16 protein-coding genes are annotated in these 19,442 nt (G+C 70.1%); 6 read left to right on the top strand and 10 right to left on the bottom strand.

The window, feature by feature from the left end; all coding sequences use genetic code 11:
* Positions 1-154 precede the first annotated feature (154 nt).
* A complete protein-coding gene (locus tag ENSA5_RS19670; RefSeq protein WP_106393218.1) occupies positions 155-631 on the bottom strand; it encodes a hypothetical protein in 477 nt (158 codons plus the stop codon).
* A 50-nt stretch (positions 632-681) separates the two neighbouring features.
* On the opposite strand from ENSA5_RS19670, the gene ENSA5_RS19665 reads away from it, so the two are divergent.
* A complete protein-coding gene (locus ENSA5_RS19665) occupies positions 682-1,806 on the top strand; it encodes an NAD(P)/FAD-dependent oxidoreductase (RefSeq protein WP_106393217.1) in 1,125 nt (374 codons plus the stop codon).
* 73 nt (positions 1,807-1,879) lie between these two features.
* Positions 1,880-2,866, top strand: coding sequence for a hypothetical protein (locus ENSA5_RS37900; RefSeq protein WP_181197947.1), 987 nt, complete (start codon positions 1,880-1,882; stop codon positions 2,864-2,866).
* Positions 2,867-2,869: 3 nt separating this feature from the next.
* Here the strand turns inward: ENSA5_RS37900 and ENSA5_RS37895 are convergent, their stop codons facing one another.
* The 6 genes from ENSA5_RS37895 to rpmH form a co-directional block, all read right to left on the bottom strand.
* A complete protein-coding gene (locus ENSA5_RS37895) occupies positions 2,870-4,195 on the bottom strand; it encodes a tRNA modification GTPase (RefSeq protein WP_181197946.1) in 1,326 nt (441 codons plus the stop codon).
* 33 nt (positions 4,196-4,228) lie between these two features.
* Positions 4,229-4,732 carry a Jag family protein gene (locus ENSA5_RS19650; RefSeq protein ID WP_106393216.1) on the bottom strand — a complete coding sequence of 168 codons (504 nt, stop codon included), beginning with the start codon at positions 4,730-4,732 and terminating at the stop codon, positions 4,229-4,231.
* 75 nt (positions 4,733-4,807) lie between these two features.
* Entirely contained in the window at positions 4,808-6,520 is a 1,713-nt protein-coding gene (gene yidC, locus ENSA5_RS19645) for a membrane protein insertase YidC (protein ID WP_106393215.1), read from the bottom strand.
* Positions 6,521-6,531: 11 nt separating this feature from the next.
* Entirely contained in the window at positions 6,532-6,867 is a 336-nt protein-coding gene (gene yidD, locus ENSA5_RS19640; protein ID WP_106393214.1) for a membrane protein insertion efficiency factor YidD, read from the bottom strand.
* 4 nt (positions 6,868-6,871) lie between these two features.
* Positions 6,872-7,318, bottom strand: coding sequence for a ribonuclease P protein component (rnpA, locus tag ENSA5_RS19635; RefSeq protein ID WP_106393213.1), 447 nt, complete (start codon positions 7,316-7,318; stop codon positions 6,872-6,874).
* 111 nt (positions 7,319-7,429) lie between these two features.
* Positions 7,430-7,582, bottom strand: a complete 153-nt coding sequence (gene rpmH, locus ENSA5_RS19630) for a 50S ribosomal protein L34 (RefSeq protein WP_106393212.1) — start codon at positions 7,580-7,582, stop codon at positions 7,430-7,432.
* A 799-nt stretch (positions 7,583-8,381) separates the two neighbouring features.
* Between rpmH and dnaA the strand changes: the two genes are divergently transcribed.
* Positions 8,382-9,788 (top strand): chromosomal replication initiator protein DnaA, encoded by a 1,407-nt coding sequence (gene dnaA, locus ENSA5_RS19625; RefSeq protein WP_106393211.1) that lies wholly within the window; start codon positions 8,382-8,384, stop codon positions 9,786-9,788.
* A 1-nt stretch (position 9,789) separates the two neighbouring features.
* Here dnaA and ENSA5_RS19620 read toward each other — a convergent pair whose 3' ends face one another.
* The 3 genes from ENSA5_RS19620 to aroA form a co-directional block, all read right to left on the bottom strand.
* Entirely contained in the window at positions 9,790-11,478 is a 1,689-nt protein-coding gene (locus tag ENSA5_RS19620; RefSeq protein ID WP_146155891.1) for an ATP-binding cassette domain-containing protein, read from the bottom strand.
* Positions 11,479-11,614: 136 nt separating this feature from the next.
* Positions 11,615-13,003 (bottom strand): class I SAM-dependent RNA methyltransferase, encoded by a 1,389-nt coding sequence (locus ENSA5_RS19615; RefSeq protein ID WP_146155890.1) that lies wholly within the window; start codon positions 13,001-13,003, stop codon positions 11,615-11,617.
* The gene (aroA, locus tag ENSA5_RS19610; protein ID WP_181197945.1) at positions 12,997-14,331 is read right to left on the bottom strand and encodes a 3-phosphoshikimate 1-carboxyvinyltransferase; all 1,335 of its coding nucleotides are present in this window, start codon (positions 14,329-14,331) and stop codon (positions 12,997-12,999) included. Before aroA ends, ENSA5_RS19615 begins: the two co-directional genes overlap by 7 nt.
* 281 nt (positions 14,332-14,612) lie before the next feature.
* Here aroA and ENSA5_RS19605 point away from each other — a divergent pair, with 281 nt between their 5' ends.
* From ENSA5_RS19605 to boxB, 3 genes are all read left to right on the top strand, one after another.
* The gene (locus tag ENSA5_RS19605) at positions 14,613-15,998 is read left to right on the top strand and encodes a DUF4215 domain-containing protein (RefSeq protein ID WP_106393252.1); all 1,386 of its coding nucleotides are present in this window, start codon (positions 14,613-14,615) and stop codon (positions 15,996-15,998) included.
* Positions 15,999-16,198: 200 nt separating this feature from the next.
* On the top strand, positions 16,199-17,920 hold the full coding sequence (gene boxC, locus ENSA5_RS19600) for a 2,3-epoxybenzoyl-CoA dihydrolase (protein WP_106393207.1): 1,722 nt from the start codon (positions 16,199-16,201) through the stop codon (positions 17,918-17,920).
* A gap of 48 nt (positions 17,921-17,968) precedes the next feature.
* On the top strand, positions 17,969-19,402 hold the full coding sequence (gene boxB / locus ENSA5_RS19595) for a benzoyl-CoA 2,3-epoxidase subunit BoxB (protein ID WP_106393206.1): 1,434 nt from the start codon (positions 17,969-17,971) through the stop codon (positions 19,400-19,402).
* The last annotated feature ends 40 nt before the right edge of the window (positions 19,403-19,442 follow it).

The following is a 19,442-nucleotide window of genomic DNA, read 5'->3' as shown; positions in this document are numbered from 1 at the left end:
AGAGAACAAGCCCCCTTCTAGGGGGCCACGGAGGCCATTGCGAAGCTCATACCAGCCCACCGAGCGAGGGAGCGCAGCGACCGAGCGACCTGCCGCGCAGCGGCAGTGCGTGGCAGAGTCTCGAACGCCCAGGGGGGTCTCTAAAACCCCTCCTCTAGGACTTCGCCGGTTCTTGGTACCAGGCGAGGGGCTCGATCATCTCGTCGATGCCGTCGAGCTCGACCTTGACGCCCTTGTCCGAGAAGAACAGGTCGTTGGTTGCGAGCGGGTTGCGGCGCTGGGCGATGAACAAGATCGGCTCGCCGAGGCGCGTGTAGCCGAGCTGCACGATCGCGTTGACCAGCCAGCGTCCGCCGCCGTCGAAGGTCTTCTCTTTGAGGAGCCGATAAAAGCCCTCGTGCGGCAGCTTGATCAGCGTGTCGCCCCAGTTCAGCGAGTTGCCGGGGATCTTGATACCCGGCATCTGGAACTGCCACTGGTTGTTGTTGTTCGACACTGGCTTGAGCACGGAGGCGGGGGCGAACTCGCCGTCGGTCCGGATCAGCACGAGCTGACCCGGCTCGAGCTCCGACTCGTGACCAGGGAGGAACTTGGTGGTCTTGTAGATGCCCGGCTTGTACTCGAAGGCCATGCGGCGTCGACCGTACCTGACCGAGCTAATCCGGTCCATACTCGGTCGAGATGGACGCTCACTGTGAGCTCGCGATCCTTGGGGCGGGGGTCCTCGGATGCGCCATCGCGCAGGCCCTGAGCCGACCGGCAGGGCCCTCTTCGGGGCCGTCCTCGGCCGGGAGGGTGCTCGTGCTCGAGGCGGCCGGGCGCGAGGGCACCGGGGTCAGCAGTCGCAACAGCCAGGTGGTGCACGGCGGGCTCTACTATCCGCCGGGCTCGCGCAAGGCCCGGACCTGCGTGGCCGGCAACCAGCTCGTGTGGGACTGGGTCACGGCCCGCGGAGTCGGCCACCGTCAGACCGGAAAATTGGTCGTGACCCAGCACGCCGGGCAAGACGCCCAGCTCGACGCGCTCGTCGACAACGCCCGGGCGAGCGGGGCGGCGCTCGAGCGCGTGAGTCTGGCCCGCGCGCGCGCGCTCGAGCCCGCGCTGCCCGACACCGTGCGCGCGGCTTGCTGGTCCCCGCGCTCGGGCATCGTCGACGCTCACGGCCTCGTCCGCTCACTGCTGATCGCGGCCGAGGAACAAGGCGTGAGCTTCGTATTTGGCGCGGCGGTCACGGCGATCGAGCTCGGGCCGGGCTCGCGCGGGGGCGGCTTTCGCCTGACGACGCCGCGCGGGACCGTGGTCGCCGAGCGGGTGATCAACGCCGCGGGCCTCGGCGCCACGACCGTCGCGCGGCTCGTGGGTGTGGACCGTGAGCTGTTCCTGGCCCGCGGCGACTATTTTCGCCTCCGTCGCCCCGCGCCCTGGCGGCGGCTGCTCTACCCGCTCGCGCTGCCCGGCAGCCCCTCGCTCGGCGTCCACCTGACCCTCGAGCTCGACGGCGGCTGTCGACTCGGCCCCGATCTCGACTGGGTCGACGACCCCGAGGACTTCTCACCCGCGCGAGGTCAGCGCAAGCACGCCGAGTTCCTCGCCGCCGCGCGACGCTTGCTCGGCCCCTGCGCCCCCGAGGATCTGGTCTACGACACCTGCGGGATCCGGCCCAAGCTCGTCGGTCCGGGGGCCCCGATGGCCGATTTCGAGGTCGTCGAGCACCCGCGCGGCTGCTGGCATCTGCTCGGGATCGAGTCACCGGGGCTCACCGCCAGCCTCGCCCTCGCGCGAGAGCTGGCCGCGAGTCTCGGCTAGCAGCCCGGGGTGCAATGCGTCGTGTCGCCTCGGGCTGCTAGACAACGCAGGGCCAGGCGTTTACACACGAGCCATGTCAAGTCAGCGGTTGACCTGCGTACTCGCGTCTTCGGCCCTGCTCGCGCTCGCGCTGGCCGGCTGCGACGCCCGCCATCCGCCGCGGCCGGAGGTCTGGGTCGATCCCCCGCTGCCGACCCATCAGCCCTCGGGGACCCTGCCCCCCGCGACGGCCGAGGGCGTGGGCCCCGACGGCAGCCTGCTCGAGAGCTACGCCGAGCGCTCACCTCGCAAGGTCGACGAGCTCGACACCTGGATGCTGCCCTTCCAGGCCAAGACCATGATCGTCGAGTTGCTGATCGCGGCGGCCAAGGACGACCCGGCGCGGATGCAGCTGCTGCTGTCCGAGAACGCGCGCTGGGGGGTCCCCGACCGTCGCGAGCTGCGGGCCCGCCCGATCGTGACCAAAGACGATCCGCTCGGGCTCGAGTTCCTCGCCGCGTTCCGCACCGCCACCTCGCGCTTCTCGGCCAAGGCCAGCTTCACCTGCACCCCCCTGCAGCCCGGCTGGCAGATGCTCGCGTCCTCGGGCGCCGAGCCCGTGTGGTGCTCGTACACCTCCAAGGACAGCCTCGACATCATCGGCTTTCGCCTGATCACCGAGCGCGGCCGGGTCGTGACCGACTACATCGGGTTCTTCGAGCAGCGTCAGACCGCCGCCATTCGGGTGCCCGACGCCGGTGACCCGCCCCCGCTGACCCCCTTCGTGAAGAAGCCGGTCTCGCTCGAGGCCCCGGAGCTGATGCCCGACGGCAGCAACCCGGTGATCGAGAAGAAGAAGCCCAAGCCCGAGCCCAAGCCCGAGCCCGAGCCCGAAGCCGAAGAGCCCGAGGCCGAGGCCGACGAGGCGATCCCCGTCGAGGCTGCCGAGCCCGAGCCCAAGCCCGACGTCGAGAAGCCCAAGCCCAAGCCCGAGGCCAAGCCCGAGCCCGAAGCCGAAGCGCCCAAGCCCGAGGCCAAGCCCAAGCCCGAGGCCAAGCCCGAGCCCGAGCCCGACGAGTAGCGGCTACTTGCCGATGCAAAAGCGCGAGAAGATCGCGTGGAGGACCTCCTCGCCGACCGGGCCGAGGCCCGTCCGCCCGGTGATCTCGCCGAGGTTGCGCTCGGCCACGGCCAGCGAGAGCGCGACGAGCTCGAGCCCGACACCGTCTCGCAGCTGCCCGTGGGCCTCGACTAGCGCGTCCGCGGCCTCGCGCGCGCGGTCGCGGTGGCGGGCCAGCCCGATCCACTGATCCCCCCCGAGCGCGACGGCCTCGGCGAGCGCGTCACGCAGCAAGCTGAGCTCGACGGGCTCGGTGTCGGCAGGCGCCGCGCGGACACCGATCCAGCTCGGGCGGCGGCGCCCGAGGTCGAGCTTGTTCTCAACCCGGATCACGGCCGCGCCTCGAGCCCCGCTGAGCTCAGCCTCGGGCGCCGCCGCGTGGACCGGCTGATCGGCGCCCTCGACCCACACGATCACGTCGGCGCCCGCGATCTGCTCGCGCCCGAGCTCGACGCCGGCGACCTCGATCGCGTCCGTGCTCGCGCGGAGGCCGGCGGTGTCGACCAGGATCAGCTCGCGACCGCCGAGGCTGAGCTCGGCCTCGACGTAGTCGCGGGTCGTCCCGGCTCGAGCCGAGACCAGCGCCCGGCGGCGCCCGAGCAGCGCGTTGAACAGGGCGCTCTTGCCCGCGTTGGGCGGCCCCGCGATCACGACCCGGGCGCGGGTCCGCGCCCGGCGGCCGCGCTCGAAGCCCGCGAGCCAGCGCTCGACCTCGGCGCCGAGGGCCGCGGCCGTGGTCACGAAGCGAGCCTCATCGCGGGCGTCGACGTCCTCGGGGAAGTCGAGGTTGGCCTCGATCTCGATCCGGAGGCGCGCGACTCGGTCGCGCACGGCCTCGACCTCGCGACCGAGCTCCCCCGCGACGAGGCGCCGGGCCTGATCGAGGGCGGCTTGGGTCTGGGCGCCGATGACCGCGGCGATGCCCTCGGCCTGATCGAGGCTCAGGCGACGGTTGTCGAACGCGCGGCGGGTGAACTCGCCGGGCGCGGCCGCGACCGCGCCCGCGCCGAGGACCGCGTCGACGACCTGCGCGACGTTGAGGGCGCCCGCGTGGACGTGGAGCTCGACGACGTCCTCACCGGTGAACGAGCGCGGCCCGGGCATCACGACGACCAGCGCCTGCTCGAGGCTGACGAGCGGACGCAGGGCCAGGGTCCGCGGCGGCGGGAGCCGGCCCTCGATCACGGCGCCCGCGATCGCCCCGGCCCGCGGCCCGCTCAGGCGCACGACCGCAACGCCGCCGTCCGGGGTCCCGGTTGCGACCCCGACGATCGTGCTGTGCTCGGACACCGGGTCCCGAAGTCCTCGAGCGCCCCGGAGGTGCTAGTCGCGAAACACGACCACGTGCCGGCGGCGACCCTCGCCCTCGGACTCGGTCCGGAGGCCGTCGAGCTCGGCCATCGCCATGTGCACGACCCGGCGCTCCATCGCGCTCATCGGCTCGAAGTGGTAGGGCCGACCGCTGTCGGTCACCTTCTTGGCCACGCTCTGGGCGAGCTCGCGCAAGACCCTCTCACGTCGGTCTCGGTAGCCGCCGACGTCGAGGGTGATGCGCATGCGCCCGAGCCCCTCGGCCTGCAACACCCGCAAGGTCAGATACTGGAGCGCGTCGAGGGTCGCGCCGTGGCGACCGATCAGCAGGCCGCCCTCTTCTTCGCTGGTGTTGAGGTCACAGTGGAGTCCGTCTTCTTCGACGTCGATGTCGACCTCGACCTCGACACCGAGCAGACCGAGCACGGTCTCGAGAAAGGAGCGGACGACCGGCACCGCCTCGGTGATGCGTTGGTCGAGGTCGTCTTCCTTGCGGCTGTTAGCTTCTTCGGACACGTCAGGCTCCCTGGGGTGGGCAACTCTAGTGCGTGAAGCCGGCCGATGGAAGAGCCGGACCCACGGGCGCGCTCACTACTTGCTCTTCTTGCCCTTCGCGCCGCCGTCCGCGGCCTCGGGCGCGTCCTTGGCCTTGATCCGCAGCTGGATGAAGCTCTGGATCAGCGACAGCACGATGTTGGCGAAGATGTAGATGCCGAGCCCCGAGGGCAAAAACAGCATCATCACCACGAAGATGCCGGGCATCATCCACTGCATCATCTTGGCCTGGGCCGCGTCGCCCGCGGTCGGGTTCATGCGGGTCTGCAGGAACATCAGGCCGCCCATGGCGATCGGGAGGATGTAGTAGGGGTCCGGCTGGGTCAGATCCGGGAGCCACAAGAAGGTCTCGTGGTAGAGGTCGACGACCGCCCCGAGCATCGCGTACAGCGCGATCCAGACCGGGAACTGCAGGACCATCGGCATGCAGCCGGCCAGCGGGTTGACGCCGGTCCGCTGGAACAGGGCCTGCATCTCCTGCTGCTGCTTGGCCTTGTCGTCGCCGTACTTCTCGCGCAGCTTCTCCATCTCGGGCTGGAGCTCCTTCATCTTGCGCATGGAGGAGTACTGCTTGATCGTCAGCGGCAGCAGCGTGGCCTTGATGACGACCGTGAGCATGATGATCGCCACGCCCCAGATGCCGGTCAGCGAGTAGAACCAGCGCAGCAGCGAGAGCATCATCGTGCCGATGAACTTCGACAGCTTGCCGAACCAGCCCCAGTCGACGGTCTCGGTCAGGTCGACCTCGGGCAGGGCCGAGAGGCTGTCGCTGGCCGGGAAGGCCTGGAGCATCGAGTCGACCTTGGCGCCGACGAAGAGCCCGAACACGTAGCGCTTTTGCTCGCCGGGCCCGAGCGTGACCTCGCGCCCGACGCCGGTGTTGATCATCGCGGTCCCGGCCTCGTCGCTGGTCACGACGCAGCCCGAGAGGCGCTCGGCGGGGATCAGCGCCTGGACGAAGTACTTGCTGTCGAGCGCCCACCAGTCGAGGCCGCCCTTGATGGTCTCGTCTTCGTCCTCGACGTCGTCGAAGTCGAAGTCTTCCATGTCCTCGGGCGCGCGGCACAGCGCGCGGTGGATGTCGTAGCGGCTCTGCTCGGCCGACATGCCCATGCGCGTGGCCAGCTCGACCCGGTGGCGCTGCTCGCCGACGCCGTGGTTGGCAACCACGACCTCGTAGCGGGCCTCGTAGCCGTCGAGCAGGGTCAGGGTCTCGATGACCTCGACGTCGCCCTGGCGGCGCGCGATCTCGATGCTGCGATCATCTTTGGCCCGGACCTGGCCGGGGATCCGCGACCACGCGAAGTCGCTCTCGCTCGCGACGAAGCTGAGCTCGAGGGTGCGCGCGCCCGCGTAACCGAGGAACAAGAAGTCGATGCCCGCGTCGGCGGCCTCGTCGTGGAATTGATCCGCGAGCGGCTCGACGCCGGTGATCAGCCCGCCCGGGAGGTTGTCGACGGAGATCGCGAGGAGCTCGTTGACGAGGCGATGCTCGACGGTGTCGACGACGGGCCCGGCCGGCGTCGGCGCCTGCGCGGGCTCGACCTGGTCGATCTTCTCGACCGAGCCCTTGGGCCCCTGATCCGACTCGGCGACCTCGCCCCCGGTCTCGACCTCGCCCGCGGTCTCACCCGCGAGCTCGGCTTCGCTCGGCTCGGGCGGGGGGAACAGGTAGTTGTAGCCAACCAGGATCAGGACCGAGATGATCACGGCCAGCGCGACCCGATGCTGCATCTTGAGCTCTTGCAAGACGGATCCTTTCAGGCGCGCGTCTCGACGCGATCGCGCTCGGCGGGGCCGAGCGGCGTCATCGAGGCGGCGGAAGCTGGGCCCGCGCCGCGGGCCAGAGGTGGCGGGTCATGGCCGCCGGGGTGCCAGGGGTGGCAGCGCGACAGCCTCCGGACCGTGAGCCAGCTGCCACGCAGCAGCCCGTGGTCGCGGAGGCACGCGCACGCGTAGTGTGAGCAGCTCGGGCTGAACCGACAGGTCGGCCCGAGCATCGGGGACAAGATCAATTGGTAGACGCGGATCACAGCGACCGCGAGGCGGCTCGGCAGCTGCACCAACCACGATGACGCCGTGAAACCCTTGCTCATCGCGTCACCGCTTGGGCTTTTGCTTGGGCTCGGACCGACGGCGTCGGCCTCGGGCCTGAGTTCGGGTTGCCTCGACCAGCTGCGCGCGCCGAGCGACGAGGGCCTCGAAGTCGCGGGCCACCTCGGCGTAGGTCGCCGCCGCGGCCTGCTGCTTGGCGACCCAGACCATGTCGAGCCCCTGCGGCAGGCGCAGACGGTGGACCCGAAACACCTCGCGGACCAGCCGCTTGATGCGGTTGCGCGTGACCGCGTTGCCGACCTTGCGGGTCACGGTGATGCCGAGGCGCGTCGGCAGCTCGTCGGCGCCGTCCGGGCTCTGGCCCGGGGCGCGACGAGAGACGAAGACCATGAAGTGGCGCACGTGGTGCTTGGCGCCTCCACGTTGGACCCGCAAGAACTCGCGGCGCTGCTTGAGCCGCAGCCGCGGGGGAAATCCTCGACGGGCTACCAAGAGCTACCTGTTCGCGGGCCACCGAACGCATCGCGGCGAGGCCAGACCTCGAGAGCTCGGCGAGAGACTGAGTCTCACCGCCGGCCCCGAGGCTCGAGCTCGCCGCGCGGCTCACTTGCCGCCGGTGGTCGTGCCGAGGCGCTTGCGACCCCGACGACGACGAGCGGCAATGATCTTGCGGCCGTTGCGGGTGGCCATGCGCGCTCGGAAGCCGTGGGTGCGAGCCCGGCTGAGGTTGTGGGGCTGGTAAGTACGCTTGCTCATGTCGAATCTCGACCTCCCCCGAACCCGCCAAAATTGGCTCTGGAGCCGAAGGGGCCGGATCGATAACAGCGAGCCTCAGGACTGTCAAACACATCGGACTCGAGACTCGTGGGCCGTCGGCCGGGACAAGCATGACCGCGATCGGGGCCGAGCTGACGCGCGCTCTGCTCCCGCAAAAGCGTGCCAAAAACTTCCGACCGCCGGAGTTGGCGCCCCTGGTCATTCGAACAGCTACTGATCCAAAGATCGACTGATCGCCTCAAAGCCCGAGCAGACGGGCAAAGGGGTTGGCACCTGGGCGCCCCGGAGATCGGGCGGCTCCGCAAGTCGGCTTGTCATGCCGCTTTGCGGGCTGTCAGGCGCGCAAACTCGCTGCTCTTGCGGCCCGGTTCCCCCCGGGGTCCCCGACACGCAAGATTTCTCGAATGATTTCAAGGAGATCAATTTTGGGTCGGGCGTGTGCCAGAAACGTGGCGCGAAAGTCGCATTCTCATGTCGATTTAAAAAGTCGTTTGATCTCAACGAGTTGTGATCAAGCGACGGGGCGACGCTTGCCCTCCGCGCGAACGGGTGAGTACAAACCCGGGCCCGCCGCCGCAGACCCTCTCGGCCAGCCCGACTTCGGGATCTGCGGTGCGGAAGGCGCGGACGCCCATACGGCGACCCACCCGGAATCACCCGGAATCCACAGTCTCCCACAGGGCTGTGGACTCTGGTCCCAAGCCTGGGGATTTATCCCGTAATTTCAAGCATTTGCTTATTATCCACAGGTACATCGAAAGCTGTGGACAGGAGGACCATGGCGGACATTTGGAGCGAGGCACTCGACGGGCTCGAACCCCGGCTCGACAGGCAAACCTTCGACATGTGGCTGCGGCCGATCCGCCTGGCGAGGGTCGAGGGCAACCTCCTCCAGCTCCGCGCGCCGAACCGCTTCCTCAAGGAGTGGTTCGAGACCCACTACCTCGACCTCGCCCTCGACGAGCTCGAGTTGCGTCATGAGCGCAAGTTCGAGGTCGCGATCGAGGTCGTGGAGGAGGCGGGCGAGGCGACGCGGGGTCAGCTCGAGGTCGTCGTGGATCATCCCGCGACCCGGTCGAGCGAGATCAGTCATGGCCGGGACTCCGGCGCCGCGGGCGAACAACCCAGCGCGTACCGCGTCAGCCCGCGCCGCGGCGCGCCACCTCGCGGCCTCCACCCGCGCTACCGCTTCGACTCGTTCATCAAGGGCGCGTCCAACGAGCTCGCGGCGTCGGCGGCGATGGCCGCGGCCGACGAGCCCGGCACGCGCTTCAACCCGCTGTTCATCTATGGCGGCGTCGGCCTCGGCAAGACCCACCTGCTCCACGGCGTCGGCCACGAGCTCCACCGCAAGGACCCCAACCTCCGCATCGTCTACCTCAGCGCCGAGCAGTTCATGAACGAGTTCGTGACCGCGGTCCGCAACAACGAGTTCGACGAGTTCCGGGCCCGCTACCGCCGCGACTGCGACTGCCTCCTGATCGACGACATCCAGTTCATCGCGGGCCGCGACCGGACGATGGACGAGTTCTTTCATGTGTTCAACGCGCTCTACGAGGCCGGCAAGCAGATCGTCGTGACCGCCGACCGGGTCCCCGCGGACATGGCCGGGATGGAGGAGCGGCTGACCTCGCGGCTCAACTGGGGCCTCGTCGCCGACGTCCAGCTCCCGGATCTCGAGACCCGCATCGCGATCGTCCAGACCAAGGCCGCGCGCGACGACATGGAGCTCTCGCCCGAGGTCGCGCTGTCGATCGCCGAGCTCGTGCGGTCCAACGTCCGCGAGCTCGAGGGCGCGCTGCTGCGGGTCACCGCCTTCGCTCAGCTTCGCGGAGTCGAGATCGACCCCGCCTTCGTGCGCTCGGTCCTCGGCAAGACCACGACCGACAAGCTCCCGGTCACGATCGAGGCCGTGCAAAAGGCCGTCGCGGCCTACTTCTCGGTCAAGATCAGCGACCTCAAGGGCAAGCGCCGCCACCGAGGGATCTCGCGCCCGCGGATGATCGCCATGTACCTGTGTCGCCAGCTGACCGGCTCGAGCTTCCCGGAGATCGGCATGCGCTTTGGCGGTAAGGATCACTCGACGGTGATCAACGCGTGCAAGCGGATCGAGGCCCTGGCCAAAGAGGATGAGGATCTCCACGCCGCCGTGGAGTCGCTGCGCGGGCAGCTGAGCGCGGCCTGAGTCAGTCGCCGGCGTAGATCAACACGAGCGAGCCGAGCTCGAGCGCCACGATCCACAGGGTCGTGACCATCACGCTGCTGACCATCGCGACGGTCACGTCCTCGGCCGAGCGCTTGGCGCGAGCGCCCTTGGCGATCGCGTCGCCGGCGATCCCGAGGGCGTAGACGCAGCACAGCCCGAGCGCGCGGACGCGGAACACCGCCCGCTCCGGCGGGGGATCGAGGATGTCGGCGGTCAGCAGCTCCCACGCGAAGGTCCAGCCGCCGTCGAGCTCGGGCACGCGCAGCTCGATGTAGAGCACGCCGCCGACGAGCATGCCGAGGGTGAACAGGGCGGCCATGGCCAGGTAAGAGCCGACCAGGCCCAACCACGCCGGGACCCACAAGTAGCGAGCCTTGGAGATGCCCAGGGCCTCGAGCGCGCTCGTCTGGCGCGTCAGCGACATGCCCCCGAGCCACGCGACCAGGGCGTTGGCCGAGGTCGCGGCGAACAAGATGCCCGACAGCGGCGGCGCGAGGGCGATCACGTGCATCGAGCCGATCAGCGAGAACACCCGCTCGGGCCGGATCGGCAGCTCGCCGCCGCCGATCGAGCGGTGGAGGATGTAAAGGAGCGTGAACCCGATCAGCAGCGAGACGATCGAGAAGAACGCCGCCGGTCGCCACAGCGCCTGCTTGAGCACCGGGATCATGACCTCGATGAAGTCGCGGGGGCGGGTCAGGGCCCGGGGCGCGCTGGCGGCCACGCGCGGACCGACCTCGAGGCCGCCGAGCGCGGCCCGACCCACGCGCCGGGCGGCTCGGCCGACGCCCGCGCCGATCCGCGCGAGCAGACCCGCGCCGCTTTCGGGCACGCTCGGGGCCTGGTCGGCGGCGAGGCGCGCGATCATCTGATCCCCGATCGCGGCCCCGACCGCGCGGCGCAGGGCCCGGGGACGCCTGGCCTCGCGCAGTGAAGCGCGGGCCTCGACCCGCTCGGCCTCGGGGATCGCGGCGAGGGGGTCGAGCTCGACGATCCCATGCTCGCGGCGGTCCATGAACCAAAAGCGATCCGCGAACCCGGCCGCAAACTCGAGCTCGTGGGTGATGACCAGCGCGGCGGCCTTGCGCCCGAGGATCTCGCCGCGGAGCAGGTCCGCGAGCATCTCGACGCGGAGGGGATCGAGGCCGACCGAGGGCTCGTCGAGGAACAAGATCCGCCGCCCGCCCGCGAGCGTGCGCGCGACCGCGAGGCGCTGGGCCTCGCCGCCCGACAGCCGCCCGACCTCCCGGGCCTCCCCGCCGGCCCACTCCCTGGGCAAGTCGACGCTGTGAAGCGACTCCTGCAGCGCCCCGGCCGTGACCTCGCGGACGGGGTAGGCGTTGCGCATGGCCAGCGCGAGGTTGCCGGCGACGTCGAGATGGTCGAAGAGCGCGCCGCGCTGCGGGACGATGCCGACGCCCGCGTGGCACCCGAGCAGCTCGGCGCGGACCGAGAAGCCAGCCGCCTCGAGCGCGCCGCGGTCGTGGAGCGCGGTGACCAGGGTCGACTTGCCGGCCCCGCTGCCCCCGAGCAGCGCGACGATCTCACCCTCGCGCAGCTCGAGCTCGACGCCGCGCAGCAGCGGCGCGCCGTCGGGCCGGTCGATGTCGAGGGCCCGGGCCTCGAGCAGGATCCGAGGGTCGCGGGGGGACGGCTGCGGGGCGACCATGGCGAACAGGATCGGACAGGAGGGTGGCGAGTTCAAAGGTCGAGGCCGCTCGAGCCTCAGGCGTCAATTCAAAATTGATGGCATCAATTTTGATGGCTCGACGCCACTGCGCGCCACACGCGCAACCTGCCCACCCTCAGCCCGCGCGAAGTCGAAGCCAGGCCACGAGCTCGACGTGGGGCGTCTGCGGCAGCATGTCGTAGCCTCGCAGCCCGAGCACCTCGTAGCGGTCCTCGAGCCGACGCAGATCCTCCGCGAGGGTCTTCGCGCTGCAGCTCATCATGTGGATCCGCGGGGCCGCGAGCTCGACCAGGGCCTCACAGGTCGCCCGACCCAGGCCCGCGCGCGGGGGGTTGGCGAGGACCAGGTCCGGCGTCGCCCGGCCCGCCTCGCGCCAGCGACGACAGACCGCGTCCGCGAGCTCCGGCTCGACCCCGAGGGCCGCGGCCGACTCGGGGTGCGACTCGCAGGCGAGGACCTCGTCGAAGCGGGCGCGCAGCTGCCTCGTGGTCACGCCCGCGCCCGCATACAGATCGAAGGCCAGCCGTCCACGCGGCGCCTCGCCGAGCTCGCCCGGCGCGAGGCCGAGCAAGTCGCGATAGGCCAGCGCCGCGACGGCCAGGTTGGTCTGCAAGAACCCGAGCGCGCCAACTTGGATCTGCACGCCACCGATCTCGACCGCGAGGCGCTCGAGCCCAACCACGTGGGTCGCCTCGTGGCCCCGGATCGCGTTGCCGCGGCTCGACTGCACGCTCCACGCGACGCCATCGGCGAGCCCGAGCGCATGCAGCCGCTGACCGAGCTCGGGCGCGCGGCTGGCTTCGGCCCCGGTGCTCCCGGTGATCAGCGTCAGCAAGACCTGCTCGCCGTTGGTCTTGGCCCACGCGTAGCGCAGATCCCCAGCTCGTCGATCCTCGCGCCACGGCTCGATCCCGAGCTCGTTGGCGACCTGCTCGAGCCCGTCGAAGGCCGCGCGGATCTTGGCGTGGTCGACCCTGCAGCCGTGCATGTCGGCGACGTAGTCCCCCCGACGCTTGCCCGCGGCCCGGCTGCCGAGGCGCAGCTGCCCGGCTCGACCCGTGACGATCCGCTTGCTCGAGCAGCGATAGCCCAGCTCCTGGGCGCCCACGCCGAGAATCGGCTCGCTCAGCACGAGCCCGTGCGCGGCCTCGAGCCACGCGCGCTCGAGCTCGAGCTGAGCCCCGTAGTCGAGCGCCATCAGCGGGCAGCCGCCGCAGGCCGGGTTGCGCCGCGGACCCGCTCGCTGAGCCTCCCGGTCGAGCACGGCGTGCTCGTGGCGCGGGCAGGGGAGCTCGCGCCGGGCGGGGCTCGGCCGCAGGAGCTCACGCAGCTGAGCGTGGGCCTGGTCCGAGTGGCGGGCGAGGGCCTCGACGCGGACCCGCCCGCGCTCGCCCGGAAACAGGCCCGGGACTAGCACGGTGCGTCCGTCGAGCGGCGCGGCTCCGTAGCCGCGCGCGTCGGTGGCCCCGACCTCGACCTCGACCTCGTCGCCGACCTTCAACACGACGCCTCCGGTCCCATCCCGAGCTCGGCGAGGACCTCGAAGTAGCGCGGGAAGGTCTTGTCGACGCAGCGCGGATCCGCGATCTCGACCTCGCCGACCATCGCGAAGGCCATCGCCATGCGGTGGTCGAGGTAGGTGTCGATCACGACCGCGGGCCGGGGCCCGCCCGCGGGCGGAACGATGTCGAGGCCGCCCTCGTGCTCGGTGACCTCGGCGCCGAGCTTGCGCAGCTCGGTCGCGCCCGCGGCGAGGCGGTCGCTCTCGTGGTGGCGCAAGACCTCGACCCCGCGGATCCGCGTGGGCCCCTCGGCGAAGAGCGCGACCACGGCCGCGGTCAAGGTCATGTCGGGCATCTCGCTGAGGTCGAGGTCTCGACCGCGCAGCGGAGGCGCCCCGCGTACGCCCCGTACCGTGGTCTCGTGCTCGCGCAGCTCGACGCGGGCGCCGAAGCGCTCGAGCACCCGGCAAAACTGGGCGTCGCCTTGCAGGCTGTCGCTGCCGAGGGCGGGGATCGTGACCTCGCCGCCCCAGATGACCGGCAGCGCGAGCAGGTAGCTGGCAGCCGACGCGTCGGGCTCGACGACGTAGCGCGGACAGGCCCGGAGCCCACGGGGCCTGACCTCGAGCGCGTCGCCGCCCGACGACGACCACCCGGCGTCGCCCCCAAAGGTCTCGATCAGCGCGAGGGTCATGTCGACGTAGGGCCGCGCGGGGGTGCCCTCGCGCAGCACGATCCGAACGGGCCCGCGCGCGCGACAGCCGGCGATCAGCAGGGCCGACACGAACTGCGACGAGGCCGGCCGCTCGAGCACGACCTCGCCCCCGGCGAGGCCGCGACCGCCGAGCACTCGCAGCGGCAGCGCGCCCGGGTGGCCGAGCCACTCGAACACGGCGCCGAGCTGCTCGAGCCCCGACAGCAGCGCGTCCATCGGTCGCTCGCGCATCCGCGGGGTCCCGTCGACGATGACCGCGTCCCAGCTCGGCGAGGGCGCCCCGGCCAACGCGGCGGTCAAGAAGCGCGCGACCGTGCCCGCGGTGCCCACGTCGAGGGCCGGCACCCCGGCGGCCGAACCGAGGCGTGGACTCCCGTCGAGCTCGAGGCCGTCGGCGAGCTCGGGGCCGTCGCGCTCGACCGCGATCCCGAGCCGCGCGAGGCAGGCCAACATCAGCTGCGTGTCCTCGGCGTCGAGGCAGCCCTCGATCCGCGTGCGGCCCGTCGCGAGCGCGGCGAGCAGCAGCGCGCGGTTGCTGAGGCTCTTCGAGCCCGGGGGCCGCAGCGTCGCCGTGATCGGGCGGCGGGGGCGGCGAACGTGGATGGTCTCGCTCACGGCCAGAGCCTAGCAGCCCGGGGTGCAATGCCTCGCGCCGTCTCGCTTGGCCTTTTCGCCGATGGCTTTGTCTCCAAAACTTGCAGTACGCCCGGTACAGCGGCGTTTTGGCTTCGCGCCCTCGGCGAAAATTCCGGCGCGAGGCGACACGATGCATTGCACCCCGGGCTGCTAGCCTGTGTTCGAGCCTCGCCCCCGATGCCGGGCGGGCTCGGGTTCGCGGCCACAGCGCTGCCAAAAAATCCTTTTCGGGGCCGGCGCCAGGACCGAAAATGCCCCGGATGCGCGTCGATCTGTTTCCTTTGGGCTTTGCTGCTCTGTTTGGCCTGTCCGCGATCTCCGCGTGTACGCCGGAGCCGACCGGTCACGCCGGCTTCACCTTCTCCACGACCCAGGCCGGCGACGGCGACGGCGACGGCGACAGCGCAGAGACAGGGACCGCGAGCGGCGACGGCGACGGCGACCCCGGCGACGGCGACGGCGACGGCAACCCGGACTGCGGCGACGGCGTCGTCCAGGCCGGCGAGGAGTGCGACCTCGGCCCCGAAAACTCCGAGTCCGGCCAGTGCACGCCAAACTGCTTCATCGCCAGCTGTGGCGACGGCTTCGTCTACGAGGGCTTCGAGGACTGCGACGACGGCAACCCCGACAACACCGACGACTGCGTCGAGGGCTGCGTCGCGGCCAGCTGCGGCGACGGCTTCGTCCACGAGGGCGTCGAGATGTGCGACGACGGCAACGACGACGACGCCGACGGCTGCAACTCCATGTGCCTGCCCGGAACCTGCGGCGACGGCATCCTTCAAGAGGGCGAGCAGTGCGACGACGGCAACAGCGACACCAGCGACGACTGCCCGGCCTGTCAGCTCGCGTTTTGCGGTGACGGCTACATCCAAGCTGGGGTCGAGGCCTGCGACGACGGCAACATGGAGAGCACCGACGCCTGCACCCATCCCCTGTGCGAGCCCAACGTGTGCGGCGACGGGATCCTCTACGAGGGCATGGAGGACTGCGACGACGGCAACGACATCGACGGCGACGCGTGCACCCTCGCGTGCACCGAGGCGGTCTGCGGCGACGGGATCAAGTACGTCGGGGTCGAGGACTGCGACGACGGCAACGACGTCGACGACGACACCTGCACCAACGCCTGCGAGTTTGGCGTGCTCGCCTGCCTCGAGGGCTCGGTCCAGATGTCGATCAGCCCCAACAACGACATGATCGTGTGCGACGACCCCAACAACCAGACCTGCGAGGAGGACATGGAGACCCTGTGTCCGCCCGGCTGGGGCCTGTGCTCCTACCAGCAGTACGTCGAGCGCAACGACGGCTGGGACTACGCGGTCGGCGGCCAGACCGTGGTCGTCGCCGAAATCTACTGTCGTGGGGGCAGCGGCGCGGGCCACTTCACGCTCGGGCCCTACGACGACCCCGGGACCCTCGGCACCGACATCCCGCTCAACTGCGGCTACGGCAGCTCGCGGCCCGACTCGTGCTCGTCGAACTACGGCTGCAACGAGATGCAGGTCCAGGCGCTGTGCTGCGCGCCGACCGAGACCTGTGGCAACGGCGTGATCGACTCGGTCGAGGAGCAGTGCGACGACGGCAACCTGATCGAGACCGACAGCTGCCTCAACAACTGCACCAACCGCTCGCCGGGGTGCTGAAAATCGGTCGGCGCGCGGACGCGTGTGCGCACGGTCCCTCGCTCACGAACCGTGCGAGAGCACACCGAAGACCGCGCAGGCCCCAAACGCTAAACGGCCGAATACCCGTGTGTACTCGCACGAATTCGGCACTCTATCGTGCGACGCCACACGCGGAGCCCCAGCCCTGAGGTGCCAAGTGCCTGCTATTTTCCTGCGACATGGGTGACGGTGCAGCGCAGACCGTAGCGGTCGACTTCGAAAAAGATCCCACCTCCTACAAGCACTGGAAGGTCGAGTACGACGGTGCGATCGCCAGGGTCATCATGGACGTCGACCCCGACGGCGGGTTGGTCCCGGGCTACGAGCTCAAGCTCAACAGCTACGACCTCGGCGTCGACATCGAGCTCGCCGACATCGTCCGCCGGATGCGCTTCGAGCACCCCGAGGTCCGCGTCGCCCTGATCGCGTCGGGCAACGACCGCGCCTTTTGCGCTGGCGCCAACATCTCGATGCTCGGCCAGAGCTCGCACGCGTGGAAGGTCAACTTCTGCAAGTTCACCAACGAGACCCGCTGCGAGCTCGAGGACGCGACCGACAACAGCGACCAGGTCTGGATCGCGGCCTGCAACGGCACGACCGCGGGCGGCGGCTACGAGCTCGCGCTCGCGTGCAAGGAGATCTACCTCCAGGACGACGGCAGCTCCGCCGTGAGCTTGCCCGAGGTCCCGCTGCTCGGGGTGTTGCCCGGCACGGGCGGGCTCACGCGCCTGGTCGACAAGCGCAAGATTCGGCGTGACCTCGCCGATGTGTTCTCGACCACCGCCGAGGGCGTCCGCGGCAAGAAGGCGGTCAAGTGGAACCTGATCGACGGGACCTTCCCGCGCTCGAAGTTCGAGGCCAAGCTCCGCGCCCGCGCCGAGCAGGTCCGCGACGAGGTCAGCGCCCAGCTCGACGGCGAGGTCCGGACCGGGGTCGCGCTCGGTCGGCTCCGGGTCGAGGCCACCGAGGACCCCAGCTCCGGGGCCTCGTCGCGGCGCTACAGCGCCGTCTCGCTCGACTGTGACCCAAGCGCCCGGATCGCGACCTTGACGGTGCGCGGACCGAGCGAAGACGACCTCGCCCTGGTCCAAGAGGGCCCGGCGGCGATCCACGCGGCCGGCGACGCGGTCTGGGCCCTGCGCGCCTACCGGGAGCTCGACGACGCCCTGCTCCAGCTGCGCGTCAACCACCTCGGGATCGGCCTGGTCCTGGTCAAGGTCGAGTGCGACGTCGCGCGCACGATCGCCTACGACCGCGCGCTGCTCGACGCCGGCGACGCGAGCAAGCACCCCGGCGCGCCAACATGGTTCTCGCGCGAGATCGTGTGGTTCATGGCCCGGACCCTGCGGCGGATGGATCTGACCAGCCGCTCGTTCTTTGCGATCGGCGAGGCCGGGACCGGGTGGGGCGGCAACCTGCTCGAGCTCGCCCTGGCCAGCGATCGCTTCTACCTCCTCGACGACCCCGACAACCTGGTCTCGGTCGGCGCGAGCGAGATCAACTGGGGTCCGCTGGCGATGAGCCACGGCCAGCATCGGCTCGAGGTTCGCTTCTATGGCGAGCCCGACGCGCTCGAGGCCCTGCGCGGCAACCATGGGGTGCTCGAGCCGAGCGACGCCGACGAGGCCGGGCTCGTGACCGTGCTGCTCGACGACATCGACTGGGACGACGACACCCGCGTCGCGATCGAGGAGCGGGCGAGCCTGTCCCCCGACGCGCTGACCGGCATGGAGGCCAACCTCCGCTTCCCCGGCGCCGAGAACTGCGACTCCAAGATCTTCGCCCGGCTCACGGCCTGGCAAAACTGGATCTTCATCCGGCCCAACGCGACCGGACCCGAGGGCGCGCTGACGCTCTACGGTCGCCCGGAGCGCCCGCGCTTCGACTGGGAGCGGGTCTGACTTGACCGTTCACCCCACACCTCACCAAGGCCAACGACAGGACCACACATGACGGCAAGCACCTCGGTCGATCTCAACGCCAAGATCCCCAACAACATCGGGCTCGCGCACGACACCAAGCTACGCCGCGCGCTCGAGAAGTGGCTGCCCAACTACCTCGAGTGGTGGAACGACATGGGCCCGACGGACTTCGCCGACAAGCCGGTCTACCTCCGGACCGCGGTCAGCGTCTCGACCGACGGCTGGGCCCACTACGAGCACGTCAAGATGCCCGACTACCGCTGGGGGATCTTCTTGAACCCCCGGGATCCGAGCGAGTCGCAGATCCGCTGTGGCGACGACGCGGGCAAGCCCGCGTGGCACGAGGTCCCCGGTGAGTACCGCAACGCCCTGCGCCGGATCATCGTGACCCAGGCCGACACCGAGCCCGCCTCGGTCGAGCAGCAGCGCCTGCTCGGGCACATGGCGCCGAGCCTCTACGACATGCGCAACCTGTTTCAGGTCAACGTCGAGGAGGGCCGGCACCTGTGGGCGATGGTCTACCTGCTCCACAAGTACTTCGGCCGCGACGGCCGCGACGAGGCCGACGAGCTGCTCAACCGGCGCTCGGGCGACCCCGACAAGCCGCGGATCCTCGGCGCCTTCAACCAGCCCTGTGACCACTGGCTGAGCTTCTTCGCGTTCACGATGTTCACGGACCGCGACGGCAAGTACCAGCTCGCGGCCCTGGCCGAGTCGGGCTTCGACCCGCTCGCGCGCACGACCGAGTTCATGCTGACCGAGGAGGCCCACCACCTCTTCGTCGGTCAGACCGGCTTGCAGCGCATCATTCAGCGCACGGCCCAGCTCGAGAAGCTCGACCCCAACGGCGACGTCCGGGCCCAAGGCGGCATCGACTTCGACCTGATCCAGCGGACGATCAACTACTGGTTCACCTACAGCCTCGACCTGTTCGGCGGCGAGGTGTCCAACAACGCCGCCGACTTCTTCGGCTCCGGCCTCAAGGGTCGGTTCCGCGAGATGAAGAAGTACGACGACCACAAGGCGATCACCGGGACCTACCGCCTGCCCCACGTCGAGGGCGGCGTGCTCGTCGACAAGGACATCCCGCTGCGCAACGCCATGAACGCGGTCCTGCGCGACGAGTACATCACCGACTGCGAGCGCGCGCTCCGCAAGTGGAACAAGGTCCTCGAGCAAGAGGGCGTCAGCCGGCGCCTGACCCTGCCGAACCCCCGCTTTCACCGGCACCAGGGCATCTACGCGGGTCACCACTTCAACCCCGAGGGCGAGCTCATCAGCGCCGACGAGTTCGAGGCCAACCAGCCCAAGTGGCTGCTCGTGCCCGCCGACAACGAGTACCTGATCTCGATCATGAAGCCGGTCTACGAGCCTGGGAAATTCGCCAACTGGATCGCCCCGCCCACCCGCGGCATCGAGGGGCAGCCCGCCGAGTTCGAGTACGTCAAGCTTCACGACTGACCCGGCCCGGCGCGGGGTGGCGCGGGGTGTTAGGTTCGCG

Source organism: Enhygromyxa salina, assembly GCF_002994615.1.
Taxonomy (GTDB): domain Bacteria; phylum Myxococcota_A; class Polyangia; order Nannocystales; family Nannocystaceae; genus Plesiocystis; species Plesiocystis salina_A.
This window is presented reverse-complemented; position numbering and strand designations above follow the sequence as displayed.